27 protein-coding genes and 1 pseudogene are annotated in these 25,422 nt (G+C 64.3%); 14 read left to right on the plus strand and 14 right to left on the minus strand.

Features of this window, described 5'->3' with window-relative positions:
• The first annotated feature begins 64 nt into the window (after positions 1-64).
• Positions 65-1,369, plus strand: a complete 1,305-nt coding sequence (locus tag MSIMFI_RS21100; RefSeq protein ID WP_224770363.1) for a PucR family transcriptional regulator — start codon at positions 65-67, stop codon at positions 1,367-1,369.
• A 28-nt stretch (positions 1,370-1,397) separates the two neighbouring features.
• Here the strand turns inward: MSIMFI_RS21100 and MSIMFI_RS21105 are convergent, their stop codons facing one another.
• Entirely contained in the window at positions 1,398-1,715 is a 318-nt protein-coding gene (locus MSIMFI_RS21105) for a hypothetical protein (RefSeq protein WP_191498976.1), read from the minus strand.
• Between the two features lie 24 nt (positions 1,716-1,739).
• Here MSIMFI_RS21105 and MSIMFI_RS21110 point away from each other — a divergent pair, with 24 nt between their 5' ends.
• From MSIMFI_RS21110 to MSIMFI_RS21135, 6 genes are all read left to right on the plus strand, one after another.
• Positions 1,740-3,314, plus strand: a complete 1,575-nt coding sequence (locus tag MSIMFI_RS21110; RefSeq protein ID WP_191498977.1) for a GMC family oxidoreductase — start codon at positions 1,740-1,742, stop codon at positions 3,312-3,314.
• Positions 3,315-3,518: 204 nt separating this feature from the next.
• A complete protein-coding gene (locus MSIMFI_RS21115) occupies positions 3,519-4,403 on the plus strand; it encodes an SPFH domain-containing protein (protein ID WP_191498978.1) in 885 nt (294 codons plus the stop codon).
• Between the two features lie 5 nt (positions 4,404-4,408).
• Positions 4,409-6,109 (plus strand): patatin-like phospholipase family protein, encoded by a 1,701-nt coding sequence (locus tag MSIMFI_RS21120; RefSeq protein WP_191498979.1) that lies wholly within the window; start codon positions 4,409-4,411, stop codon positions 6,107-6,109.
• A 38-nt stretch (positions 6,110-6,147) separates the two neighbouring features.
• Positions 6,148-6,789: a DUF732 domain-containing protein gene (locus MSIMFI_RS21125; RefSeq protein WP_191498980.1), complete on the plus strand. Its 642-nt coding sequence runs from the start codon at positions 6,148-6,150 to the stop codon at positions 6,787-6,789.
• A 116-nt stretch (positions 6,790-6,905) separates the two neighbouring features.
• Positions 6,906-7,481, plus strand: coding sequence for a hemerythrin domain-containing protein (locus tag MSIMFI_RS21130; RefSeq protein WP_191498981.1), 576 nt, complete (start codon positions 6,906-6,908; stop codon positions 7,479-7,481).
• A gap of 31 nt (positions 7,482-7,512) precedes the next feature.
• Entirely contained in the window at positions 7,513-8,994 is a 1,482-nt protein-coding gene (locus MSIMFI_RS21135; protein WP_191498982.1) for a protein adenylyltransferase SelO, read from the plus strand.
• On the opposite strand, the gene MSIMFI_RS21140 is transcribed toward MSIMFI_RS21135, so the two are convergent.
• Complete coding sequence (locus MSIMFI_RS21140; protein WP_191498983.1) at positions 8,970-9,911, minus strand: DUF808 domain-containing protein; 942 nt, start codon at positions 9,909-9,911, stop codon at positions 8,970-8,972. The genes MSIMFI_RS21135 and MSIMFI_RS21140 overlap by 25 nt on opposite strands.
• A 115-nt stretch (positions 9,912-10,026) precedes the next feature.
• Here MSIMFI_RS21140 and MSIMFI_RS21145 point away from each other — a divergent pair, with 115 nt between their 5' ends.
• Positions 10,027-11,844, plus strand: a complete 1,818-nt coding sequence (locus MSIMFI_RS21145) for a serine/threonine protein kinase PknE (RefSeq protein ID WP_191498984.1) — start codon at positions 10,027-10,029, stop codon at positions 11,842-11,844.
• Between the two features lie 112 nt (positions 11,845-11,956).
• Here the strand turns inward: MSIMFI_RS21145 and MSIMFI_RS21150 are convergent, their stop codons facing one another.
• The 3 genes and pseudogenes from MSIMFI_RS21150 to MSIMFI_RS21160 form a co-directional block, all read right to left on the minus strand.
• Positions 11,957-12,970 carry an NADP-dependent oxidoreductase gene (locus MSIMFI_RS21150; RefSeq protein ID WP_191498985.1) on the minus strand — a complete coding sequence of 338 codons (1,014 nt, stop codon included), beginning with the start codon at positions 12,968-12,970 and terminating at the stop codon, positions 11,957-11,959.
• Positions 12,971-12,973: 3 nt separating this feature from the next.
• Positions 12,974-13,936, minus strand: coding sequence for an LLM class F420-dependent oxidoreductase (locus tag MSIMFI_RS21155; protein ID WP_191498986.1), 963 nt, complete (start codon positions 13,934-13,936; stop codon positions 12,974-12,976).
• A pseudogene (locus MSIMFI_RS21160) lies at positions 13,933-15,004 on the minus strand (acyl-CoA dehydrogenase family protein). Before MSIMFI_RS21160 ends, MSIMFI_RS21155 begins: the two are co-directional and overlap by 4 nt.
• Before the next feature lie 87 nt (positions 15,005-15,091).
• Here MSIMFI_RS21160 and MSIMFI_RS21165 point away from each other — a divergent pair.
• The gene (locus MSIMFI_RS21165) at positions 15,092-15,568 is read left to right on the plus strand and encodes a winged helix-turn-helix transcriptional regulator (protein WP_191498987.1); all 477 of its coding nucleotides are present in this window, start codon (positions 15,092-15,094) and stop codon (positions 15,566-15,568) included.
• Positions 15,569-15,667: 99 nt separating this feature from the next.
• Positions 15,668-16,804, plus strand: coding sequence for a glycoside hydrolase 5 family protein (locus MSIMFI_RS21170; RefSeq protein ID WP_191498988.1), 1,137 nt, complete (start codon positions 15,668-15,670; stop codon positions 16,802-16,804).
• A 17-nt stretch (positions 16,805-16,821) separates the two neighbouring features.
• Here MSIMFI_RS21170 and MSIMFI_RS21175 read toward each other — a convergent pair whose 3' ends face one another.
• The 3 genes from MSIMFI_RS21175 to MSIMFI_RS29030 form a co-directional block, all read right to left on the minus strand.
• Positions 16,822-17,271: an LppP/LprE family lipoprotein gene (locus MSIMFI_RS21175; protein WP_224770348.1), complete on the minus strand. Its 450-nt coding sequence runs from the start codon at positions 17,269-17,271 to the stop codon at positions 16,822-16,824.
• A 195-nt stretch (positions 17,272-17,466) separates the two neighbouring features.
• A complete protein-coding gene (locus MSIMFI_RS21180) occupies positions 17,467-18,264 on the minus strand; it encodes a spirocyclase AveC family protein (RefSeq protein ID WP_191498990.1) in 798 nt (265 codons plus the stop codon).
• A complete protein-coding gene (locus tag MSIMFI_RS29030) occupies positions 18,261-18,386 on the minus strand; it encodes a hypothetical protein (protein ID WP_263597433.1) in 126 nt (41 codons plus the stop codon). Before MSIMFI_RS29030 ends, MSIMFI_RS21180 begins: the two co-directional genes overlap by 4 nt.
• 32 nt (positions 18,387-18,418) lie before the next feature.
• Between MSIMFI_RS29030 and MSIMFI_RS21185 the strand changes: the two genes are divergently transcribed.
• From MSIMFI_RS21185 to MSIMFI_RS21200, 4 genes are all read left to right on the plus strand, one after another.
• On the plus strand, positions 18,419-19,060 hold the full coding sequence (locus MSIMFI_RS21185; protein WP_224770349.1) for a TetR/AcrR family transcriptional regulator: 642 nt from the start codon (positions 18,419-18,421) through the stop codon (positions 19,058-19,060).
• A gap of 160 nt (positions 19,061-19,220) precedes the next feature.
• Positions 19,221-19,445: a hypothetical protein gene (locus tag MSIMFI_RS21190; RefSeq protein ID WP_191498991.1), complete on the plus strand. Its 225-nt coding sequence runs from the start codon at positions 19,221-19,223 to the stop codon at positions 19,443-19,445.
• Between the two features lie 85 nt (positions 19,446-19,530).
• On the plus strand, positions 19,531-19,662 hold the full coding sequence (locus MSIMFI_RS21195; protein WP_191498992.1) for a DUF4345 family protein: 132 nt from the start codon (positions 19,531-19,533) through the stop codon (positions 19,660-19,662).
• Between the two features lie 16 nt (positions 19,663-19,678).
• Positions 19,679-20,545: a VOC family protein gene (locus MSIMFI_RS21200; protein WP_191498993.1), complete on the plus strand. Its 867-nt coding sequence runs from the start codon at positions 19,679-19,681 to the stop codon at positions 20,543-20,545.
• 35 nt (positions 20,546-20,580) lie between these two features.
• Here the strand turns inward: MSIMFI_RS21200 and lipY are convergent, their stop codons facing one another.
• The 6 genes from lipY to MSIMFI_RS21225 form a co-directional block, all read right to left on the minus strand.
• On the minus strand, positions 20,581-21,948 hold the full coding sequence (lipY, locus tag MSIMFI_RS21205) for a triacylglycerol lipase LipY (protein ID WP_396820551.1): 1,368 nt from the start codon (positions 21,946-21,948) through the stop codon (positions 20,581-20,583).
• Positions 21,949-22,146: 198 nt separating this feature from the next.
• Positions 22,147-22,530 carry a hypothetical protein gene (locus MSIMFI_RS21210; RefSeq protein WP_191498995.1) on the minus strand — a complete coding sequence of 128 codons (384 nt, stop codon included), beginning with the start codon at positions 22,528-22,530 and terminating at the stop codon, positions 22,147-22,149.
• Positions 22,531-22,552: 22 nt separating this feature from the next.
• On the minus strand, positions 22,553-22,978 hold the full coding sequence (locus tag MSIMFI_RS21215) for a hypothetical protein (protein ID WP_191498996.1): 426 nt from the start codon (positions 22,976-22,978) through the stop codon (positions 22,553-22,555).
• Between the two features lie 111 nt (positions 22,979-23,089).
• Positions 23,090-23,221, minus strand: coding sequence for a hypothetical protein (locus MSIMFI_RS29035; protein WP_263597428.1), 132 nt, complete (start codon positions 23,219-23,221; stop codon positions 23,090-23,092).
• A gap of 9 nt (positions 23,222-23,230) precedes the next feature.
• Entirely contained in the window at positions 23,231-23,650 is a 420-nt protein-coding gene (locus MSIMFI_RS21220; protein ID WP_224770350.1) for a hypothetical protein, read from the minus strand.
• Positions 23,622-25,397, minus strand: coding sequence for a TNT domain-containing protein (locus MSIMFI_RS21225; RefSeq protein ID WP_224770351.1), 1,776 nt, complete (start codon positions 25,395-25,397; stop codon positions 23,622-23,624). Before MSIMFI_RS21225 ends, MSIMFI_RS21220 begins: the two co-directional genes overlap by 29 nt.
• Positions 25,398-25,422: the final 25 nt, after the last annotated feature.

A 25,422-nucleotide genomic window follows, 5' to 3' on the forward strand; every position in this document is an offset into this window, starting at 1 on the left:
TATCCGACCACGCCGACCGCTATCGATTGGCGGCCGAACGAATTACCGTCGAGGGGTGACGGATCTGCGGCGCGGGGCCGCTTTCGAATCCGAATTTGACGTGGACGGCTGTATCACCGAGATTGCCGCTCGGCTGAGCACACGACTGCCCGAATTGGCTTCGAACGTCCAGCTTTTCGTCGAAGACGCGATTCCACAGATGCGCGGGGACGCCCTTCTCATGGAACTCTTCCGCGCCAGCGCCGAAAGCAACATCGATACCCTGTTGAGCGCTCTGCGCTATCACATCGCGCTGGAGCGAGTGGATGCACCGAGCGCCGCAGTGGAACACGCCCGGCGATTAGCACAGCACGGCGTTCCCGTGAATGCGTTGGTGCGTTCTTACCGACTCGGCCAAGGCCGCATGAACGAACTGGTATTCGACGCGGTACGGACGACCAACCTGCCTCCACAGGCCAAAGTCGCAGTGCGGAAAAGGATCACCGCCACTCTCTTCCAGTACGTCGACCGGATATCGCAACAGGTCATCGCCGTCTACGAGGAGGAGCACGAACGCTGGCTGGAGAATCAGAACAGCATTCGCGCCCTCCGGGTCCGGGAACTACTGGCCGCGAAGAAGGCCATCGATGTCGACGCGGCAACCACGTCAATCCGCTATCCCCTTCGATGGCATCACCTTGCGGTCGTCATCTGGTACCCCGATTCGCGAGCCGACGAGGACGTACTACCGCAATTGCAGCGCTTCCTTGTCGAACTAGGGCATGCCGGCGGCGCTGCGGCCAACCCGTTGTTCGTCGCAGCGAACCGCGTCACCGGATGGGGATGGCTGCCCTATAAGACGCCCGTTCACGATGCCCGGGAAAAGTCCGCAAAGATAGACAAGGTTCGTGCCCTAGCTGCCGGGCGGCCCGACTCGCCTAGCGTCGGCATCGGGAATTTTGCGCCAGGCGTCGACGGTTTCCGACGTTCCCATCAGCAGGCCCAGCGGGCACGTTCGGTCGCAATCGCTCGACGGCAGCAGGAGCCCACCGTGCTCGCCGCGGCCGATCCTGGCCTGTCGTTGGCCGCGCTGCTGGCCGCCGACATCGACGAGGCGCGGGACTGGGTCGCTGATGCACTCGGTGATCTGGCCGGCGACGGCGAGAACGACGAGCGCTTGCGGGAAACGTTGCGGGTGTTCCTGCGTTGCGGATCCAGCTACAAGTTGGCCGCTGAAGAACTCACCCTGCACTTCAATACCGTCAGATACCGTGTCGGCCGGGCGATGGCCCGGCGCGGTCGGCCGATCGATGCGGATCGGCTTGACGTTGAGGTGGCGCTGCTGCTGTGCGAGTGGTTCGGGACCGCCGTCCTGCAAAGTCCGCGATAGCACGAGAATGCTTGCGGCACCGAACCATTCATGACACGTAGTTGGCGATCCGTCGACGCCTCCGCCGGCGCGCGTCGTTGATCGCGCCGACCGCCTCCACGGTCGCCGGGATGAGAATCGGGAACAAGATGATGAAGAAGACTATGGCGATCGAGAGCATGGGTGCACTCAGCTTTCTCCGCGAGGCGGATCGGTTGGTTTTAAGTGGAATTCGGCGTTTGCGCGCACCGAGAACGATAGGAAGCGCACAACCGGCCAACAACGTCCCCGGCTTACCAACTCCGGGTGAACTCTTGTAGCCCCGATACAAGCCTGTGCCGGTGCCGCGATGCGACAGTTCTGGCATCGCCAAACCGGAAGGACATATCAAATGCGTACCTACGACTACATCGTTGTCGGTGCAGGCTCGGCCGGAGCCGTCGTCGCCAGCCGACTATCCGAGGACGCTTCCGTGCGCGTCCTGCTCATCGAGGCTGGAGGGTCCCACCGCCACCTCAACGTGCAGATGCCCGCGGCGTTCCCGAAGCAGTTCAAGACCGCGTTGGACTGGGAGTTCTACACCGAGCCGGAGCCGTTTCTGGGTGGCCGGTCGCTGTTTCACCCGCGGGCCAAGATGCTCGGCGGCTGCAGCTCGATGAACGCGATGGTCTACATCCGCGGCAATCGCGACGACTATGACTCCTGGTCCAAGGAGGGCGCGACGGGCTGGTCCTACGACGAAGTCCTACCGTTTTTCCGGCGGGCGGAGAACAACTCTCGTGGCGAGAGCACCTATCACGGCGGGTCCGGCCCGCTGCACGTCGAGGACCCTCGGTCCCCAAACGACTTGAGCCGCTTGATCGTCGAGGCGATGGTGGCCGCCGGCATCGAGCGCAACGACGACTTCAACGGCGCCGAGCAGGTTGGTGCCGGGTTCTATCAGGTCAGCCAGCGCCGGGGACGGCGGTGGACGACGGCGGACGGCTACCTCCGCCCGGCCCGCCGGCGCCCGAACCTGACCGTGCTCACCAAGACGCACGTGCTCGGCGTGCACATCTCGCAAGGGTGTGCGGTCGGTGTCGACGTAGCGCGCGGCAGCGCCCGTGAGTTTCTGCGCGCCGAGCGCGAGGTCGTCCTGTCAGCCGGTGCGCTCAACACGCCCCAGCTGCTGATGCTCTCCGGCATCGGCCCGGCCGATCATCTCGCCGAGCACCACATCACCACGGTTGTGGACAACCCCAACGTCGGGGCACACCTGATGGACCACCCCCTCTACACGGTCAACTTCGAAACTTCCGCGAAGAACACCCTCGACTCGGCGGAATCGCCGAAGCAGCTGGCCGACTACTTCCTCCGCCGCCGGGGCCTGCTCACCTCCAACATTGCCGAGTGTGGCGGGTTCATCCACACGCGGACGGGGGACGCAGCACCCGCGATGCAGCTGATGTGCGGCCCGGCCTATCTGCAGGACCACGGGCAAGGCGTCCACGACCGACCCGCCTTCACGATCGCGTGTTCGCTGGTCGGTTCTCTAAGCCGGGGAGCGGTGCGGTTGCGCAGCGCTGACCCCACCGCGAAGGTGGCCACAACCTACAACTACTTCGCCGAGCGGGCCGACATGGAGGCCATGGTGGACGCCATCGAGGTGGCTCGCCACATCGCGGCCACCGGGCCACTGCGCGGCCGCACCGGCCGCGAGATCCACCCCGGCGAGGTTGCCCGCACCCGCGCCGAGCTGGAGGAGAAGGTACGCCGCGAGGCGGAACACACCTATCACCCGTCGTGCACGGCCCGCATCGGCACCGACGCCGACGGCGTTGTGGACGCGCAGCTCCGCGTACACGGCGTGGACGGGCTGCGGGTGGCGGATGCCTCGGTCTTCCCGACTGTGCCACACGGCAATACCCATGCCCCCACCGTCATGGTGGGCGAGAAGGCCGCCGACCTGATCCGCGAAACCCTCTGAGCAAGAATGTATTTAAGGATCCCCCCATGACTTACCCGCTCGCGGTCACCATCTCGACTCGGCCCAAAAGGGCCGCGCGCACGCACTCACGGCGCGGCTGCTGGGAGCCCGAAGCTGGCGTCGGTGTCAGGAATGCTCGAATGAACTAACTCGAATGAACCAAAGAGCCGGCACCGGCGGCGCTAAACGAAAAGGAGTCTGGAGATGACGTGGCAGATCGCGCTGTTAGTCATTTGCTTGATCGTCGCCGGCGTTGGGGGCTTGTTCTGGCTGCTCAAACGGACGAGCCCAAGCTCCCGCGCCAAAGCGGTCACGATAGGCGCCCTGGCGGCAGCGGTGCTGTTTTTCCTGTGGGGCTGCTTCACAATCGTCGGGACCCGGCAGATCGCGATCGTCACCACCTTCGGCCGCCCGACGGGGGTAAGCCTGAACAACGGCTTCCACGCCAAGTGGCCCTGGCAGATGACTCACCAGATGGACGGCGCGATTCAGATCGACAAGTACGTCAAAGTCGGCAACCACGACGAGCGCATCATGGTGCGGCTGGGCAATCAATCCACCGCCCTGGCCGATGTCAGCATCCGCTGGCAGCTCAAGCAGCACGCCGCCCCAGAACTGTTCCAGCAGTACAAGACCTTCGACAACGTGCGCGTCAACCTGATCGAGCGGAATCTGTCGGTCGCGCTCAACGAGGTGTTCGCCGCGTTCAATCCCCTGGACCCGCAGAACCTCGACGTCTCCCCGCTGCCTTCGCTGGCCAAGCGCGCCGCCGACATCATGCGCCAGGACGTCGGCGGCCAGGTCGACATCTTCGATGTCAACGTGCCCACCATCCAGTACGACCAGGGCACCGAGGACAAGATCAATCAGCTCAACCAGCAGCGTGCCCAGACCTCGATCGCGGTGGAGGCCCAAAGGACCGCCGAGGCGCAGGCGAAGGCAAACGAGATCCTGTCCCGCTCGATCAGCAACGACCCCAATGTTGTTGTGCAGAACTGCATTACGGCTGCCATCAACAAAGGGATCAGCCCGTTGGGGTGCTGGCCGGGTAGCTCGGCTCTGCCCACCATTCCCGTGCCGGGACGCTGATGCTCATGCAGTTCCCGTTGATCAACGCGGTGCGCAGCCGCTTGGGTCGTCGCGGCAACGCGCTCGACCTGGTCCATGAAATCGATGCGATCGACGACGAGACCCGTGACACCGATGCGTCCCTCGACACTGTCGACCTCCCTTCGACAGAGCCGAATCTGCTGCTGCAAAAGATGGAGAACCGGCTCGTCCGGCAGCACCTTGCCAACCCCGACGTGCTGAGCGGTGAGGACCTGCGCCAGCTGCGCTACATCCTCAACTTCGCCAGACTCACCGATTTCGAGCCGGGTGCCGCGGGTCCGGGCGGCACGCGAGGGCGCGGTGACATTTCGGTGGGCGCCGAAGTCGCGCCGTGGCGGTCCAGGGTGACCGACACCCTGTACGGCCCGCTGCGCGAGGAGCCAGATCCGGTCACTGCCTTGAAGGCGGCCCGCGACGTGCTGGCCGGTCTGGCAGCCGACCAGGACGATCAGCGGCGAGTCCTCATCGAACGCCACGGCAACGACTTCTCCCCCGCCGAACTGGATGCCGAGGTGGGCTACAAGAAGCTCGTCACGATTCTCGGCGGCGGTGGCGGTGCGGGTTTCGTCTACATCGGCGGCATACAGCGGCTGCTGGAGGTCGGCCGGCTGCCCGACTACATGATCGGCGCGTCGTTCGGGTCGATCATCGGCAGCCTGGTGGCCCGCGAGCTGCCGGTGCCGATCGAGGAGTACGTGCAGTGGGCGAAGACGGTGTCCTATCGGGCCATCCTCGGACCCGAGCGGCTGCGCCGCCGTCATGGCCTGGCCGGCCTCTTCGCGCTGCGCTTCGACCAGTTCGCGCTCGCCATGCTCAGCCGTGCCGACGGCGAACGGATGCGCATGTCGGACCTAGCGATACCGTTCGACATCGTCGTCGCCGGCGTGCGCCGGCAGCCCTATGCGGCATTGCCGTCACGGTTCCGCCGCCCGGAACTGGCGGCGCTGCAGTTGCGATCGCTGCCGTTCCGTCCGATCGGCATCGGCCCGGTGGTGGGGGCCCGCATGTGGCAAGTGGCGGCGTTCATCGACTTACGGGTGGTGAAGCCGATCATCGTTACCGGCGACGACCCGGACTTCGACTTCGACGTGGTCGACGCGGCATCGTTCTCATCGGCCATCCCGGGCGTGCTGCACCACGAAACCAGCGACCCGCGCATGGTTCCGCTCCTCGATGACCTTTGCGCGGACCGGGAGATCGCGGCGATCGTCGACGGCGGCGCGGCCAGCAATGTCCCGATCGAACTGGCGTGGAAGCGAGTACGCGACGGCAAGCTCGGCAGTCGCAACGCGTGTTATCTGGCCTTCGACTGCTTCCATCCGCAATGGGACTCCCGGCACATGTGGCTGGCCCCGATCACCCAGGCGATCCAATTGCAGATGATGCGCAACCTGCCCTACGCCGATCACCTGGTTCGCTTCGAGCCGACATTGTCCGCGATCAACCTGGCGCCTTCGGTCGCCGCGATCGATCGAGCGTGCGAGTGGGGGCGCAACAGCGTTGACACCGCGATTCCGGTGACGACGGCCTTGTTGCAGCCGACATGGTGGGAAGGCAGTTGCCCCCCAGCCGCGGAACCCAGGGCCCACGCCAAGTCCGTGGCCTCGTCGATGAGTTCGGTGATGGACGCAATTCAAATGCCGACGGGCCGGATCCGACGGTGGCGCAACCGCCGCCTGACCTAGACCTGCGGTCGGTGCCGAGACATCGAAACGTGGCTACCATGGCCGTCATGGTCGAGCCGGGTTCGGCTGGCAACGAAACAGATGCAGCAACCGCAGCAGTAGACGGCGAGACCGTTGCGGTGCCCAACCCCGCGCCCACGGACGCCGTTGAAGTCGCGTGGTCGCGCGGAGAAGATGTCGTTGCGGACGTCTACGAGAACGTCGAGAACGACGAGATTCCGAGCGAACCCCTGGCCGCCCGAGAGACCTGGCGCTCAACGTGGGGCAGAGCCACCGCGATGCTGATGGTCGGTGTCGGACTCGCCGGGGCAATCGTATTGGGACATTGGGCTTTAACCAGGTCGCCGACCCCGGCCAAGCCCACGCAGGCACCGGCAGCACCAACCGCATCGGCGACAACTACGGCGCCGGACCCTGCCTCCATCACATCCACGCCGGATCAGGACAACAAGTACATCCAGGACCTCGGCGACCGGGGCATCTCGTTCGCCAACCCCGATGCCGCCGTCTACAACGGCAAGATGGTTTGCCTGAACATCCGCCAAGGGATGACGGTGCAACAGATCGTGGCGGAGTTTCGTACGAACAGTCCCGCGTTCAGCGGCGTCGCCAATGACTATGTGGCCATTTCCGTTCGCACCTACTGCCCCCAAAACAACAATCTCGTCGCGGGCTTCTGACCAGCCGGCAATTCGGTCGAGCGTTTTAGCGCACCGGTACCGGGGTATGCGGCGCCTAGCGGCGCAAAGCCCCCAGCCCGCATTTCTCAAGTCTCCTCCGTAGGAGGTGTTTCGGCGTGGCCGAAATGATGGTTCAAACGCCCGAAGAAGTCATCGGGTTTCTCAAAGCACAGCACGACCTCATCGAGGACATGTTCGACGAGGTGCTGCATGCGTCGGATCCACAGGCACGCGAAAAACCGTTCATTGAGTTACGCCAATTGCTTGCCGTGCACGAAACGGCCGAGGAGATGGTGGTGCATCCGCGCCTGCGCCGCGAGGTCGACGATGGCGACGCGATTGTTGATGGCCTTTTGCACGAAGAGCATGACGCCAAGGAGCAGTTGGCCAAGATCGAAAGCCTCGACATCACCTCACGGGAATTCATCCGCGAGCTATCCAAGCTTCGTAAAGCGGTACTGGCCCATGCTGAGCATGAGGAGTCCCGGGAATTCGCGAAGTTGCAGCGGGAAGTCGAGGCCGACGACCTCAAGCGAATGGGAACCGTCGTGAAGGTCGCTGAGGCTATCGCGCCGACCCGGCCACACGCCGGTGTGGAATCGGCGAAGTTGAATCTCGCCGTCGGGCCGTTTGCCTCGATGCTCGACCGTGCCCGCGATTTGATCCAGCACGCCATCGGCGTACACATTTAGGGGTTTGAGTCGTCTCCGTAGTGTGGATGGAGTGAGTCCAACCGATACGACACCGGACGTGACGGTCCCGCTGCAGGACCGCTTCGCCCGTGAGTTGCCGGAGCTGGCCATCCGGTGGCAAGCCGAGGTGCCGCCCGACCCGCAATTGCTGGTGCTCAATGAGCCCCTGGCGGCGCAGCTCGGTCTCGACGCAGCCTGGCTGCGCAGTCCCGACGGGCTGCGATTCTTGGCAGGCAACCTGGTACCCGATGGCGCGGTTCCGGTAGCCCAGGCCTACTCCGGGCACCAGTTCGGCGGTTTCGTCCCCCGGCTGGGCGACGGGCGCGCGCTGCTTTTGGGCGAGCTCACCGACACCAACGGGCAGCTTCACGACATCCATCTCAAGGGTTCCGGCCACACACCATTCGCGCGCGGTGGTGACGGCCTGGCGGTAGTGGGACCGATGCTGCGCGAATACATCGTCAGCGAGGCGATGCACGCGATGGGTGTCCCGACGACGCGATCGTTGGCCGTAGTGAGGACGGGGCGACCGGTAGAGCGCGAGGCACGACAACTGCCCGGCGCCTTGCTCGTCCGCGTCGCGAGCAGTCACGTGCGGGTGGGAAGCTTCCAATACGCCTCGGCCACCGGCGATGTCGATCTGTTGCGGCGCCTCGCCGACCATGCGATCGCCCGTCACCATCCAGGCGCTGCAGAGGCCAGGCGCCCCTATCTCGCATTGTTCGAAGCGGTGGTCGCGGTGCAGGCCTCCCTGGTGGCCCAGTGGATGCTGATCGGTTTCGTCCACGGGGTGATGAACACCGACAACATGACGATCTCCGGCGAAACCATCGACTACGGCCCTTGCGCGTTCATGGAGGCCTACAACCCCGAAACCGTCTTCAGTTCAATCGATTTCTGGGGACGCTACGCCTACGGCAATCAGCCGGTCGTCGCTGAGTGGAACCTTGCCCGGTTCGCCGAAACGCTGCTCCCCTTGATTTCTGACGACGTCGAGGAAGCAATCGCACTCGCGCAGAAGGCATTTGGCGAGTTCTACCGATACCGCGACATTTGGTCATCGGGTATGCGGGCCAAGCTTGGCTTGGCGGCTGACATCGCTGCCGAGATCGCGACGCCGCTGATTGACGAGTTGCTCTCCCAGCTGCAGGAGAGCCGCGTCGACTACACCTCGTTCTTCCGTCACCTCAGCCACGCCGCCCGCGGCGACCTGGAAGGTCAGCGACCGGCACGCGGGCCGTTCCTCGATCTCGCGCGGTTCGACGGCTGGTTGTCGCGCTGGCGCGGCCTGGGTCCGGATGCCGCATTGATGGACCGGGTCAACCCGATCTACATTCCGCGCAACCATCTCGTCGAGGAAGCGCTGACCGCGGCGACGGCGGGCGATATCGAACCGCTCCAGCGGCTCCTTGCCGCGGTGGCCGCCCCGTATGAGGAGCGCCCCGGCCTTGAGCGCTATGCGAGTCCGGCCCCGGAGGATTTCGGCGCCTACCGCACCTTCTGCGGCACGTAAAACCGTCGCCGGCCGGCCTGAATCAGGTGCACGACCACAACGACCACGGCTCCGACGATCAATCCAATCACCGCAGACACACCGGTATTGACCAACCAGGCCAGTACGGCACCGGCGGAATGCACGGCATGACGAAGGTGCTCCTCGGCGTGGTGCACCACGCCGTAGGGGGCGTGCCAGCCGAGATGGTCGCTGCCCACCAAGAGTATGTGGCCGCCCACCCAGAGCATCGCCACCGTCCCGACCGCGGAGAGCGCTGAAAGCAGTTTCGGCATAGCGGCGACGAGGCCCCGGCCGACCCGCTGCCCGAAGCGGGATTTGGTCTGGGTGAGGCGCAGGCCGACGTCATCCATCTTGACGATAGCGCCGACCACGCCATACACCGCGGCGGTGATGACCAGCGCAACGATGATGAGGACGACGAGCCGCCGCAAGAACGGCAGTTCGGCTACCTCGTTGAGGGCGATCACCATGATCTCGGCGGACAGGATGAAGTCGGTACGGATCGCTGACGTCACCATGTGACGCTCGGTTTCGGGCAGCGCGGCGTGGCCGTCGTAGCCGCGGATGGTGCCCCAACCTTTCTCGGCGCCTTCATAGCAGAGGTAGGTGGCGCCGAGCATCAGGATGGGGAACAGCAGCCACGGCAGGAACTGACTGAGCAGCAACGCGCCGGGCAGGATGAACAGAAGCTTGTTGCGCAGCGATCCGATCGCGATGCGCTTGATGATGGGCAGCTCTCGCTCGGCACTGATCCCGTCTATGTATTGCGGTGTCACCGCGGTGTCATCAATGACCACTCCGGCGGCCTTCGCGGTCGCGCGACCCGCGGCGGGGGCAACGCCCTTGACAGAGGCGGCGGTTAGCCGTGCCAGCGCCGCGACGTCGTCCAGGAGTCCGAAGAGACCCGCACTCATCGCGGCTTCCCCATGGCGCTGGAGGGTACTCGCGTGTCCTCGCTGTCGTCGGATCGAGGATGATGACCTAGCCTTATGCCTGGCCCGCCACCGCGGGGTGAGGAGAGAGTCGGCAATGGGTGACACCGCGGGTTCGCGGGAGGGCTCGCAGTTCGGGCCGTATCGGCTGCGGCGCCTGGTGGGGCGCGGCGCCATGGGCGACGTTTACGAGGCCGAGGACACGGTCCGTGAGCGAGTGGTGGCGCTGAAGCTGATGTCGGAGACGCTCTCCCGCGATCCGGTCTTCCGCACGCGTATGCAGCGCGAGGCGCGCACCGCGGGGCGGCTGCAGGAACCCCACGTGGTACCGATTCACGACTATGGCGAGATCGACGGGCAGCTCTATGTGGATATGCGCCTGATCGATGGCAAGGACCTGGCCGCCATGTTGAAGCGCTATGGGCCGCTGCCCCCGCCGCGTGCTGTGGCAGTTGTCCGCCAGATCGGCTCGGCGCTCGACGCCGCGCACGCCGCCGGGGTGACGCATCGCGACGTAAAGCCGGAGAACATTCTGGTCAGCGCGGACGACTTCGCCTATCTGGTGGATTTCGGGATTGCCAGCGCCACGTCCGACGAAAAACTCACTCAGCTCGGTAGCACGGTGGGCACCCTCTACTACATGGCCCCGGAACGATTCGGCGAGTCCGAGGTAACCTATCGCGCCGACATCTACGCCCTGGCCTGCGTGTTGTTTGAATGTCTGACCGGGTCACCGCCATACCGCGGCGACCAGCTCAGCGTGATGGGCGCACATCTAAGCCAGGCCATCCCGCGGCCCAGCGCCGTCCGGCCGGGCATTCCGATCGCCTTCGACGGCGTGATCGCCCGCGGCATGGCAAAAGATCCCGCGGACCGCTACGCCACGTGTGGCGATCTGTCGGCGGCCGCGTACGCGGCGCTAGCCACACCCGATCAGGACCGTGCGACCGATATTTTGCAGCGCAGCCAGGTGGCGCAGCTGCCGCCGCCCGGGTTTGCCGCCCCGGCGCCGAGTGGTTTTGTCGGGGCCCCCCATGCGCCGGCTACCCAGGGTCCGTGGCACGCGCCGTCGGCTCCGGGGGCTCCGGGGTCGCCGTATGCCTCGGGGCCGATGCCGCAGCCGACGTCCTGGGCCAGGCCCCCGGCTTGGGGCGGCAGCGCGGGTAGCGGCGGAGCACCGCTGTGGGGTCAACCGGCGCCTGCGCCAAGCAGTCGCAAGCCGTGGATTTGGGTGGGTGCGGCCGTGGCCGTCGTGGTGGCCGTCACCGGCGGGCTGATCATCGCCCTTGCCCATCCGTGGCGGTCATCCACGTCGCACTCGACAACGTCGTCATCGCCGCCGCCGGCAGACGCGGTTGCGTTGCGAGTTCTCGATGACGGTGTGTTTGTGGGCAGCTCGGTGGCATCCGCAACGATCGACGTGTTCAACGAGCCGATCTGCCCGCCCTGCGGCGCCTTCATCAGGTCATACGCAAGCGAGATTGACGCAGCCGTGGACAACAAGAAACTCGCGGTGCGCTATCACCTGCTCAACTTCCTCGATGACCAGTCGCACACCAAGAATTACTCGACCCGCGCGGTGGCGGCCACCTACTGCGTCGCAGGACAAAACGACCCGAAGATCTACGCCAACTTCTACTCAGGCCTATTCGCCAGCGACTTCCAGCCTCAGGAGGGCGCCGCAGCCGATCGCACCGACGCCGAACTGGCCCATCTGGCTCAAACCGTCGGCGCCAATGCGACGGTGATCAGCTGCATCAAGGCGGGAAATGACCTCGGCACCGCCCAGACGAAGACCGCAAACGCCGACGCGACGCTGGCCGGGCTGAGTGCTCAGGGCACGCCATTTGTGTGGGATGGCAAGAAGTCGGTGAACCTGCAGGATCCAAGCTGGCTCACACAGCTAATTGGCTGAAGTCAACCCGGAAGTTAACCGAGTGTGAACCCACGGCTTCGACCGTGAACCCGCGGCGGTCCCACGCGCGATTCGCCGCCCGGCACGCACACTCGAAGCCGTAGACGCACACTCAACGCGCGTCGAGCGCGAGCACCAGCTTGCCGGTGTTATCGCCGCGGAACAACGCCAATAGCACCTCGGGAAATTCGGCGACGTCGCCGTGGACGACCTGCTCACGCGAACGCAACTCACCACCGCGCAGCCAATTCGCCAGCTGCGCAACGGCTTCGGCATATCGGTCGGCGTAGTCGAAGACGACAAAGCCGGTCATGGATGCCCGTGCGACCAGCAGCTGCATGTAGTTGGCCGGTCCCCGTAACTCGCCGGCGGCGTTGTACTGCGAGATGGCCCCACAGATGACGACGCGCGCGCCACGAGCCAGCCGCGACAGCGCAGCCTCCAGCACCGCTCCCCCGACGTTGTCAAAGAAGACGTCAATCCCATTGGGGGCGTGCGCCTTTAGCTGCGCGCGCAGATCGCCCGCTTGGTAGTCGATGGCGGCGTCGAATCCGAGCTCGTCTACCAGCCAGCGACACTTGTCCTCGCCGCCGGCGATGCCGATGGCACGGCAACCGTTGATCCGGGCAATCTGGCCGGCGATGCTGCCCACCGAGCCGGCGGCCCCGGAGACGACGACGGTCTGACCCGGCCGCGGCCGGCCGACATCGAGCAGCCCGAAATAGGCCGTCAGGCCACTGATTCCCAGAGCACCCAGATGTACCGGCGCGGGTGCGACGGTGGTGTCCACCGCAGTCACGCCACTCCCGTTAGAAACCGCGTAGCGCTGCACCCCGAACATGCCGTACACCTCGTCGCCGGCCGCGAAATCGGGGTGACGAGAATCGATGACGCGCCCAATGCCACCGGCGCGCATCACCTCACCGATCTCGACGGGCGGCACGTAGGAGCGACCCGCGTTCATCCAGGTCCGCATCGCCGGATCGACCGACAGGTACTCGACCCGCACCAGAAACTCGCCCTCGGCCGGATTCCCGGCGGGCTCATCGATGATCTCGAAGTTCGAGGGTTTGGGCATTCCGATCGGACGGGCGGCCAGACGGCACACGGTGTTGACGATGCTCACGATTCAGATCTCCTGGACTAATGCTTGAAGAGTCGCTCGGCCTCCCGGGTCTTCGGCCGTAACGGGCACGACGGCCACGCAGTCCGCGCCGGCTTCGCGGTAGGCGCGCAGCCGCGCCGCGACTCGATCAGCGCTGCCCAACGCGCATACGGCTTCGAGCAGCTCGACCGGGATAGCGGCCGCAAGTTCGCGGCGAGTTGCGCCGGCACGGGCCCTCCGAACGAGGTCGTCAAAGCCGAGCGCACTGAACATTTCGCCGTAGCCGGGCGGACCGAGATACACGGCCAACTGCGCGGCCAGTTGGGCGTGCGCGGCGTCACCGGGGTTGACGGCTATAGGTACCCACACCGTGACGCGCGGTGCGGCGCGGCCGGTCACCGCAGCATCGATCGCGCGACGAACCTCCGCGACGCGGGAGGGCGACGCAAGGTTGAGCGCGACCTCATCCGCGTGCTGCGCTGCCAGACGAATCATGCCGGGACCGAACGCCCCCAACGCAATTCGCGTGTCGGGACATGCGGTGCGCAACCGAAAGCCGCGGCTGGTGACGTGCCGGCCCGCGTACTCGAGGCGTGCGCCGGTCAATATCGAACGCAGGCATTCAATTGTTTCGCGCACCACCGGCACGTGGTGCGCCCATGGACGGTCATGCCAGCCACTCACGATCGCCGGGCTGGAGGCCCCCAAGGCGATGTCGACCGGGCTGCCGGTGAGTGAGGCGACCGAACTTACCCCCAGCGCCAGTGCCACGGGGCTGCGTACGCCGACGGCCAGCGGTCCGATCTTGAGGGTCATTCCCGGCGCGCGCAGCCCGATCGCGGTCGCGAGCGCGAATGCGTCGTAAGTTGCCATTTCGCCAATCCACACCGCGTCCAAGCCCGCGTCAGAAGCGGCCTGCGCGACGTCCACGGCCTCGAGGTCGGGTCGGTCAAGCCAAAACGGTAGGACGACTTCGATGCCGCTCACAGCATCAACACGTCGGCAGGCTGGTCCAGCAGGACGCGGCCGGGCAGCTCGCGCGATGCCTCGTTGACCTGGAAATGAGCGGTGGCCGTGAATGCGTCCCGGAACCGACGTTGCAGGGGTGCGCCGTCGTAGATGGCGCTGCCGCCGGCGAGGTCGTACATGGTCCGCACCACGTCGGCGGAGGTCCGTACCGAGTGCGTGGCCGCCAGCCGGAGCCGGTTGCGCATCGCGACCGGTACCGGTTCCGGTTGCTGGCTGGCCCGCCAGGCTTCGTCGATCGCCTCGTAGTACAGCGCGCGGGCGGCGCCCAGCGCCGACTCGGCAGTGGCCACCGCCGCTTGTGTCGCCGGACGCTGCGCCAAGGTGCGCGTCGCGCCGAGTCCCTTCTTACCGCCGGCCAGCTCGACAAGGTCGTCAATCGCGGCGCGCGCATTCCCCAACGCGGCCGCCCCGATCGACAACGCGAAGAAGCCGAACACCGGAAAGCGATACAGCGGCCGATCGATGGCCGGTCCGTCAAACACCGAGAACACGCGATCGGCGGGCACGAAGACATCGTCGGCAAGGCTGTCGTGGCTCCCGGTGCCGCGCAGGCCCAGCGTGTGCCACGTGTCCAGGACCTGCAGGTCGTCTTTGTGCAGTGCCACGACCGATGGCACGCGTTTTTCATCGACAAAGCAGCCGGCAAACATCATGTCAGCGTGGTTGATTCCGCTGCAGAATGGCCAGCGGCCGGACACCACTACACCGCCGTCCACTGACCTCGCCGTGCCCCGCGGCGCCCAGACCCCCGCCGCGACACGCGCTGGTAATCGCGATTGACACGCACCATCCTGCCGAGGCGTCGCCGCGCGCTACCGCTTCGGCGCACCGCAGCGCCCGCCCGGGCGGCAGCTCTAGCGCCCGCACCTCGCGCGGCATGGTGGCACGCAGTAACCCGGCCTCAGCTAGACGCGCCACCAGCTCGTCGGGAAGTCGGCGATCGCGGTCGATCTCCGCGGACATCTCCCGAGCCGACAGCGCAATTTTCTCGGCGATTGCCTCGATCTCGGTGTCGCTTTGATTCATCGGCGGCTCCCGGTAGCGGTGGTGGTTGCGGTTCAATCACGTTACCACCTATGGTTCAGTAATTGAACCGGGTACAGTGGTTGAACTATGGCCGCTGCCGACCTATCCCACCGTTTCGAAGGCGAATCGGTCGGCCGAGCGCTTGAGCTGGTCGGCGAACGCTGGACACTGCTCATCCTGCGCGAGGCGTTCTTCGGGGTGCAGCGCTTCGGCCAGCTCGCGCGCAACCTCAACATTCCGCGTCCCACGCTGTCGTCGCGGCTGCGGATGCTCGTCGATGTGGGCCTGCTGGACCGGGTGCCGTACTCGCAGGAGCCCGAGCGCCACGAGTACCGGCTCACCGACGCGGGACGCGAACTCTTCGGAGCGATCGTCGTCCTGATGCGGTGGGGGGACGAACATTTGCCGCACCCAGGCGGCCCACCAATTCTGTTGCGTCACCACAGTTGCGGGGAATTCGTCGATCCCCGCCTGGTGTGCGCCCGCTGCGGCGAAGAGATCACCGCCAGAAACGTGACACCGGAGCCCGGGCCGGGTTTCCGCGATCGGCTGGCATCGCCGTAAGCCGCTGCGACACAACGAAATCATTGCGAATCGATAAGCAAGGCTAAACACGTCGCCGAGCAAGCCTAAACACGTCGCCGAAAAACTTATCGTCTGTTCGTGCACCGCCGAACCGCCCTGAAGTTACCGCTGGCGCTGGCAGTGGGCACGGCGCTCACCCGAGCTCCCCGCGCCACCGCCGAACCCGGCCGTTGGCCCGCTGACCGTGCCCATAGCTGGTATCAGGCGCAAGGCTGGCTCGTCGGCGCGAACTACATCACCTCCAACGCCATCAATCAGCTCGAGATGTTTCAGCCCGGCACCTATGACCCCCGGCGCATCGATGCCGAGTTGGGGGTCGCGCGGCTGCACGGGTTCAACACTGTGCGGGTCTTCCTCCACGATCAGCTGTGGGCCCAGGATCGCCAAGGATTCCAGAGCCGTCTCGCGCACTTCGTCGCCATCGCCGCCAACCGCGGCATCAAGCCATTGTTTGTCTTATTTGACTCCTGTTGGGATCCGTTCCCCAGGCTGGGTCCTCAGCGCGCGCCAAGGCCTGGTGTGCACAACTCCGGTTGGGTGCAGAGTCCCGGTGCTGACCGCCTCGGCGATCGCCGATACAGCGGCGTTCTGCACGACTATGTCACGGGAGTGTTGAGCCAATTCCGTAGTGACAACCGCGTTTTGGGGTGGGACCTGTGGAACGAACCCGACAATCCCGCGCGCGTGTATCGGAATGTGGAGCGGAAAGACAAGCTTCAGCTTGTCGCGGACTTGCTCCCGCAAGTGTTTCGGTGGGCGCGCGCGGTTGATCCTGCTCAGCCATTGACGAGTGGCGTCTGGCAAGGAAGCTGGGGAGATCCGGGGCGCCGCAGCACAATCAGTGGCATTCAACTCGACAACTCGGACGTGATCACATTCCACAGCTACGCTCCGCCAGCCGATTTCGAGAGCCGGATCGCCGAACTTTCCCCGCTGGGGCGGCCGATCCTTTGCACCGAGTATCTGGCTCGGTCCAAGGGCAGCACGGTCGAGGGAATCCTGCCAATTGCGAAGCGGCACAACGTTGGTGCGTTCAATTGGGGTTTGGTCGCCGGAAAGACTCAGACGTACCTGCCATGGGATTCGTGGGACCACCCGTACCCCAAGCCGCCGAAAGTATGGTTCAGCGACCTCCTACTCCCCAATGGACGGCCCTTTCAGGACAGCGAAATTCAAACGATTCGGAAGCTTGCCAGCTTGCAAAATCAGGACTAAACGTCGCCTTCTGGACTTCACCACGTCGGTGCGGGGTCTAACATCGCGACGTGGTCGCGTTGCCACTGATACCTCACGGTGGTGATCGGTCCAGAGCATGCGGTACAGACGTTCCGGTCGTCTTTGTAGTTGAGGGCGACCGTGTCGTCAGTTGTCTGAGCCCCGTTGATGGAGGTGAAAGCGTATGCCTTTAGCGTGCCTACCCCAGCGAAAGTGCCGTTGTGGAAGAGCAATGCCAGATCAGGCGAGCCGCCGGTCGCTCCTTCGACGGTGATGATGACCGCCGAAAGGGTTGTGCACGGGTTGTAATTGCTGCTCGGATCGAAGCTTTTTGGGTTGGTGCTCCATGGGTAGCTTTGCGGCAGCGCCGGCAACGAGCTGATCGCGCTTTGGATCTCCGGGGCACTCAGGTTGACCCCGCACGTCGGTGCTGCATGCGCGGGCGCTGCCGGCAGTGGGTTCAGCATGCAAAGAACGGCGACAAGCGCGGCCCATGTAACCACTCGCACGATTCGCATCGAAGCACTGCCTCCTGTTCCCGGAATGCGCAGTCGCAGTGTGGCATCCCCGCGCTCAAAACTGCTGCGACGCTGTCAAAGAGATGAGGAATCGATAACTCGCCTTTATCTGGCCTTGACGGACAGCCAAGCCCAGTGGCCGCCCTACCGGGGTTGGTTCGGTACGCCTGGGAACAGCTGGTCGGTTGGTCCCGAGGTCACCCAACCTCCCATCTTCGTAGCTAGGTGGGGCGCAAAGACCGCCCCGTAGAGCAGGTTTCCGATGACGACGACCGCGGCGATGGATACGACTGACGACTGCAGGCGGCTCGTCGACTTCTTGTCGGCCCACATCTCGATGACATTTCGCCCCTTGGAATCCGTGCGGCCCAATAGGTACGTGAACACCATCATCTGCACGCCTAACGCAAGGGAGTCATAGATCGGGTACTGGTGCTTGGTCCCCTCAAAGATTGCAAGCCCGGGAATCACGTAGCCGTAGTGGAAAACGCCGAGCCGGGCGCCAATGAACGCGTTGAAGACGAAGGCCCAGCAGAAGCCAACCGCAAGGCCCAAGGTAAGGAGAGTGATCGGGCCCCTTCTCCCTGCGAGCCAGCCGAACCGTGCGCTCAACCATCGCCCGAGCGGGGCGCCGATCACGGCGGGCATCACGAAATAGCCGATGTAGCCGACCGGCACGGACGAGGGCAGCCCACCCCAAGTCATGTTCAGCGGCCACCATGACGGCATGCGAGGCAGAGCGGGCGGGAACTGCGCGTACATCGCCCAGTCGTAGGGCGCTTCGATCCACGAGAACGAGATCGCCGAGATGCAGAGCAGTAAGAGTGGGTGGATGCGACGGCCGCGGATGCTCAGGTATACGCCCATTGCGGTAAACAGGATGCCGCTGCCCCAGCCGAAGATAACCGCCGCCGTCAGCAGGGGCGTCAACTCGGCGCTCATTGCTCGTCAGCCGCGCCACCGCGCGCTTCGGGGTCGAAGTAAACGACCAAGCCAACGACGAGGGCGATCAGTCCAAACAATGTGCCGAGCATGATGACCGCACCCATATTAATAGTGGACACTATTCTATAAGGACCGGTCAAGGCCGACTATCGTGAACGCCGTGGCAGACAGGTCGGGTCCGGCGATCCGACGGCCCCGCGGGGAGCCGCGCAGACTCCTGCTCGATGCCGCCCGCGAGCTGTTCGCTCGCCAGGACTACCGCAGCACCACGACGCGTGAAATCGCCGAGGCCGCCGGGGTCAGCGAATACTTGCTGTTCCGCCACTTTGGCTCGAAGGCAGGACTGTTTCGGCAAGCCCTGGTAGTTCCATTTACGAGCTTCGTCGACGAATTCGGCCGAACGTGGCAGTCGGTGGTCCCCGAGGAGACCGACGAAGAGGAGCTGGCCCGGCATTTCGTCGAACGACTCTATGACGTGGTCGTGGAACACCGAGGCCTGTTACTGACGCTGGCGGCCTCGGAGTCGTTCAGCGAGGAGGAAATTGCCAGCGCGGGCATGGCCGACATCAGGCGGGCCATCGCGGTACTCGGTCAGATCAGCGCCGAGGGCATGCGCTTACGCGGGATGCGATCGAGGCAGCCGGACCTGCCGGCTCACTCAACGGTGGCGATGATCGTCGGCATGGTCGCGTTGCGTTCGGCCTTTTTCGGAGAAAAGCCACCCCCGAAAGAGGCGATTGTCGACGAACTCGTCCAGGCGATACTGCACGGCTTCCTGCATCGACACTCCTGAGCAGCAGCAGCACCACCGAAGGGAGAAACTTTTGGCGAAGTACCTTGTGCTCTATTCGTCCACGCACCGAACCGGCCAGGAACTTCGATGGCGGCTTGCTGCTGATGCTGATCTCGACGAGGTTCAGCGGCGGCTAGATCGAGCACAGCCAGGAGAGTTCGTGAAAGTTCCTGTGGTCCTAGAAGACGAACTCGACACACTTCAATTGCGGCTGCAACCGTATCAGTTTGGAGCGTGGCTTGTTCTCGACCTGCCGGAGGTGCAGGGCGCCCCGGCGCCGTTGCTGGCCGCTCGGGGCCGGATGCCTGACTGGGGCCGGCTGTTCCGGCAAGTGCACCAAGCCGCCGACGTAGCTCGTGAATCCAAGCGACAACAGTCTGAGTGAATTCGTGCCTGAACGAATTCAGTTCCGCCGTGACAAAGGACGGCGCTAGGCGACTCGGACTTGTCAACCAGGATTAAGAGCGGCCATGGCCGGAATGGTGGTCGGTCGTGTCGTTTCGGCCGTCGTCGAAGGCGGAAATCCGTTCTATCCCAACTGGGCTTACGCCATCGCGGAATTGGGCGCCGCCGCAGCGCTGCTGCTCACCGCGCGGGGATAAATGGCATCCTGAGTGCGTGTTCGACGCGCTCGACCATGTGATCGTCGCGGTGCGCGATCTCGACGACGCCACGCGCAGCTACGCCGCGCTGCTGTCGCGCAACCCATCATGGCGCGGCGATCATCCGGGCTGGGGCACGGCGAATGCGCTATTCCGGCTCGACAACACCTACCTAGAGCTGATCACGCCGTACGGCGATGGCCCGCTCGGGCGCACGGTCGCATGGCACCTGGATCGGCGAGGCGAGGGGCCGATCGGACTCGCGTTCGCCAGTTCCGATCTCGACACCGCACACCGGCAACTGGCCGCGAACGGCCTCGAGCCGCCGGCTGTGTCCCCCGGCGTCGGCCGCGATACCGAGACTGGGCTCACCCGGCGCTGGCGCAGCATGCTGCTACCGGAAACGTGTACCCGTGGCGTGTTGATGATCGCGATCGAGCACGAGACACCGAATCGCCTTCCCGAGGCGCTGCCGGTCGGATCCGAGGATGCGATCGTCACCGGGATCGACCACGTGGTGGTGCGGACGTCGGATGCGGATGCGGCGATCGCGCTATACCGCGATGGGCTCCGCCTGCGCCTCGCGCTCGACCGCAGCTTTCCGGACTGGGGCATGCGGCTGGTGTTCCTGCGCGTGGGCGGGGTCACCGTCGAGCTCGCGCAGTCGTTGTCCGACGCGGAGGTCCCGGACCTCACCGATCAGGTGTGGGGGCTTTCCTGGCGCGTTCCGAACGCCGATGCCGCGCGGACGCGGCTCGCGCAAGCCGGGTTCGACGTCTCCGACGTGCGACCGGGGCGCAAGCCTGGCACGCGTGTGATCAGCGTGCGGGATGGCACGTGCGGCGTACCGACGCTGTTCATCGAGGCCGCCCAGTCCGCGTAGCGAGGCGACCAACGAGCCAGCTTCGTGACGGCCAATCATGCAGCGATACCGAGTTGCTGGTTGATCTGCGGCCAGTATCGGAGACCGTCCGGGGTGAGAATGAGCCAGTCGTGTATTTGGCCGTTGGCCAGCACGAAGCTCATCTGGGCTCCTTGAGTTACGGCCGCCTGCTGGAGGCGAAACACGTCGGGCGAGAGTATGTCCAAGTTGCCCGAGTAGACATACGTCGGCGGGAGGCCCGTGAGTGTCCCGTACAGCGGACTCACCATCGGGTCGTTGATAGCTAGATTGCCTGCCCATACCCTGCCGATCTGTTGCGCAGGCCCAAACGGGAGCAGGGGGTCTTGGACGAACGCAATATTTGGGTTGGTCATACCTAGGTCGAGCCATGGAGACAGCAGAACCATCGACGACGGCCCGGGGTCAAGCGGGTGGTTCACCAAGTTGTACTCGACGGCCGCGAGCGCGAGGTTGCCGCCCGCGGAGTCACCGATCACGCTGACGTTGGAGGATCCGTGTTGCGCGACTTGCGAGGAGATGAAGCCGGCCATTTGGGGTACCACCGTGCCGGCGGTACCTCCTTCCTGCAGCAGCGGGTAAATCGGTACCTGGAAGGTCGCGCCGGTCTGGTAGGCCGTCACCGAGTAATGGATCCAGTGGAGGAATGAGGGCGGGAAGATAAACCCGCCACCGTGAACGGCTACCACGTATTCACCGGTTGGATTAGCCGGCGTGATCTGCACGACGCGCATCCCGTTGTAGGTGGTGTACTGGACCGTTTCGCCCAGCAGCAAGTTCAGCAACGGTGGCGGGGAGTTGCCGATAAACCACGATAGTGGCGGGATGTCGCTGGCCAACAGCTGCAAAAGTGGACTATTGGGCAGTGCGATTTGCGTTTCCAGTCCGGACAAATTCAGGAGGGGCTTTACCGGAAACAGCGCAGCTTCTTCAAATCTGGTTAACAGTGACGGTGTGCCGGTGAAGGTCCCCGCCTCCGTTGCCGGGAAGGGGGATACAGCCGGCGACCCGAAGATCGTGCTGACGAGCGTCTCGAACACCTGCGGGAATCCGGTGGCCGCTGCGATCGGGGTCTGCTGAATTTCCTGCTGGACAGCCAGCAGCGCCTGCTCGACCGCCGCCAACGGCGCAGCGTTGGCCGCCTCGGCGGCGGCGTACGCCCCGCTCGCGCTGGACAATGCCTGCACAAACCGCTCATGAAAAGCCGTCACCTGTGCGCCGACGGCTTGATAACACTGGCCGTGGGCGGAAAACAAAGCCGCGATCGCCGCTGACACCTCGTCTTCGGCAGCTGCTAATACCCCGGTGGTGGCAGCCGCCACGCCTTGGTTTGCCGTTGCGACCGCCGAACCAATGGAAGCCACGTCCGTGGCCGCGGTGGACATCGTCTCGGGCAACGCGAGAACATACGACACTGGCCGCTCCCACTACCTGGGGCAACCTCCCCAGTTGCCCAGCCAAACCGATCGCCGACTAGCCGGAGCCTATGCCCACACCGAGGAATCAGGTAGTCGTTCGCATGAATTACCGCGCTGGGGGCACCCAATCTGTCGACCGCCGCAGTGCGCTTGCCGCAGTCTTGCCTAGCTTCCGACAACAGCGCACCGGGCAGCCTCAAAGTGAATTTCGAAGAGCGCCCTGAGCCAAGACATCACTGTGTCGTCGTCGGCATCCAGTCCAGGCGTAGTTAGGCCATCATGCGTATCGCTGAGCATTAGCATGAACCGCCATTTCTTTGATCGGTTCAGCAGGCCGAATTCGTTCGGCGCATCGAGTGGCGCGAGCATGAAGTCGATCCCGCTGTCCCGCGCGGACCAGCACACTTGAAGTTTGCAGGTAGAACTGCGGTAGAACACAGCCCATGCTGGGCGATCGTCGTACACGCTATCAGGGTCGACCTCATCAAGGTCAAAGCCGAGGTTCGCCAACATCGACCCCATGTAGCGTTCCACATCACTTGGGCTCATCGGCGGCTACTCAGCCCTGGTTTCACTTTCCTTCAACTATCGCTGCATGTGCCGATTCGAAATACCGGGCTATGTGCTCCCTATTGAGCCATTCGAGCCGTTTCGGGGTAGTTTCGAAACTGGCCCGTTCCTCGCGAAGCTTCCGCACGAGCTCCTCTACGGGCAGGTTAGGCAGCTCGGTGAAATCGTTGAAATAGTGCCATTTTCGGGATCGGTCGTACAGGCCGTAATCATTCGGCGCATCCAGCGGCGCGATCATCGCATTGATTTCGCCTTCCCTCGACGAGTGATAAATCTGAATTTTGCAGTCCTGGCCTCGATAGTAGACAACCGAACCCTTCGGCCCCTCGTCAACAGCACTGTCGACCTCATCGACGGTGAAGCCAAGGTCGGACAGGAAGGGTCCAACTATTATCTGCACCTCTTGTAAGAAGTCGTCTACCACCACTATAAATCCTTCACCCCATGCGTTGAACTCGATCTCTTTCGCAGAAAGTGCGTCGGGGAAACTCTAGGACAACCCGACTCCAACGAAGGATCCTTGACATTCAGCACGTACTCAATGCGGGAACACGCCGTTCTCCATTTGGCTTCGGAGAAACTGCTCGTTGATTTGCCAGCCTAGCGCGTCGACGTCGGCGGGGCCGAGCTCCTGACCGGTGGCGTCCCAGCTGTCTCGTAGACGCTGCATGAGCCAGCGTCATAGCGCTTCGCCGATGTCCGGGAGCAACGAAATGTCCTCTGGCTGGTCATTACGGAAAATATTGGCGAGTTCACGCACCCGCCTTTTCGCCCAGTCGATTTCGAATTGGCTCAATACTTGGTACTCGTATTTGAATCGTTCTGAGCGATCACCAATCAGTTTGGCCGCTTCACGAGTGACAACATCTTCGCAGTACCAGTAGAGAAGATCATCTAGACTACCCGACTGGTCGAAACCAAGTTTTCCTCGCTCGTAGAAAGTGAAGTGATATGAGCCATCGTCGGCAATATAAATGTTCAAGCCATCGTTGGTTCGGAAGCCGACAGGCATGGGGCGGACCCCAAGCTTTTCCGACAACTGATTTATCTCAGTTTGAAGTTCGGCCGATTTATCTTCCAAGTCGCGGTCCGTATTCATCAAGGATTCCCCTGTCGACTAGCTCTTTTACGCTCACTTTCACTCCGTCTGGGCCCAAAATCATGTATTGAAGGCTGCCAGGCGACGGCGTCTGGCCGAACCATGGTTGAACTGGTCCTTCTACAAGTTGCCAGCCCGGAGGTAGTGGCTTTCCTGTCACCATGTATCGGTTGTAACCGCCCCCAACCGATTCTGGCGCTAAAGCACGATCTGCAAAAGGGGTGCCATCGGGCGCAAGATAGCGACCGTACTCCGATCCGAACCGGTCGATGATGGCACCCTCAGGCAGCTGGGCAGGCTGGGGGACATATCCTGGTGGAAAACCATCATTCAATGGGTAATGGCGCGATTGTGGAGTGCCGAACTGGGACGCAAAGTCGTCCCACGACATTCCACCTGTGGGCTCCCAGCCACGCACAACGGCTAAGGGTGCACCACCTTCGCTGACGACTTCTGCGGGAAGTCCCGCACGAACAGCGGCTCCCTCGCCGCCGAAAAGGAGCGTGGGCAGGGTCGTGGCGGCGTCGGAGGCTTTGCCGCCGAGATAGTAGGCCGCACTGGGTGAGTCCAACGCACTCTTGACTTCATCGATCGCCGCGCCTATCGGGTTTTGGACCGTCTCGACGGTGCCCTTGAGCATCTGTTGCCATGACTCGAGCACGCCGGGTGCTCCGGGTCCTCCCTGCCCGATTAGGTTTTTGATTCCTTGTTCGGTAGCCCGCCAACGGTCACCGAATCCTTCACCAAATCCCGGTGGCGGCGGGCGCGGCGGCGCGGGGGGAACGTAGTTGGGCATACCGTTGTCGATCCACTGCTGGGTGCGCCCCACAATCTCGTTGAGGCGCGCCTCGATCTGATCCGGCGGCACGCCATCGCGGATCATGGTTGGACGCACCAGCGCCTTGAAGCTCTCCACGTCTGCAGGGTTCAGCCGAGGCCGTGGTGCCCCCGGGGCAACGGGTTGCTGCAGCCGGCTCAGCAGATCCGGCATGCTGCCTGGTGCAGGTTCTTGGCCGCCAGGGCCGGGGGTCTGAGCCCTGCCCAGCAAGAGGTCTTCCAGCGATGGCGCCGTGCCCCCCGCACCTGCGGGCACCGGCGGACCCGTCGGCGCGGCACCACTGGGCTCGGTGCCTGCCGGGCCAGCGGGCAACAGCATGTCTTGCCACGTCCGCGGCGTACCCCCAGGCGCGGGATTGGGCGCACCGAGCGACGTTGGGGCACCACCTGACGGGGGGCCCACGGCATCCAGCGGGACTTCGCCGACGGCGGCGCGGATGGCGGTAGCCAGCTCGTGGTCGGCGGTATGGGCATGCAACTTGCAAGCGGTGAGTTCGTCCTGCAAGATCTGCTGCTCGGCGGCCAACGTGATGGGATCGCGCCCAATCCAGGTGTCGCCCATCTCGATTCGCCAATCCGGCGTGATCGTCCAGCCATTAGCCGCAGCGGCCCGTTCGATGTCAGCCAGCTCGCGCTTGCACGCGCTGACGTCGGCCTCGGCGCGCGACCCCGCCGCCGCCCCCCGCTGGGATTCCGCGCCGTCGGCCTCGATGTCGCGGCGAATCCTGCCCACGTCGGCGCGAAAAGCATCCCCCGCCTCGCCATGCCAGTCGGCCAGAACATTGGCGGCCTGATCGAGGCTGTCCCCCAAGCGCTGCAACGTATCCGCGCGTCCACTGGCCGTCTGGAACACCGCATGGATCGCGCCCAGATCCCAGCGCTTGACGTCCGCAGGAGTCAGCGACGCCACCCGCTACCCCCGCACCGACCTAAGC

The sequence above is a fragment of the Mycobacterium simulans genome (assembly GCF_900232995.1).
GTDB classification, from domain to species: domain Bacteria; phylum Actinomycetota; class Actinomycetes; order Mycobacteriales; family Mycobacteriaceae; genus Mycobacterium; species Mycobacterium simulans.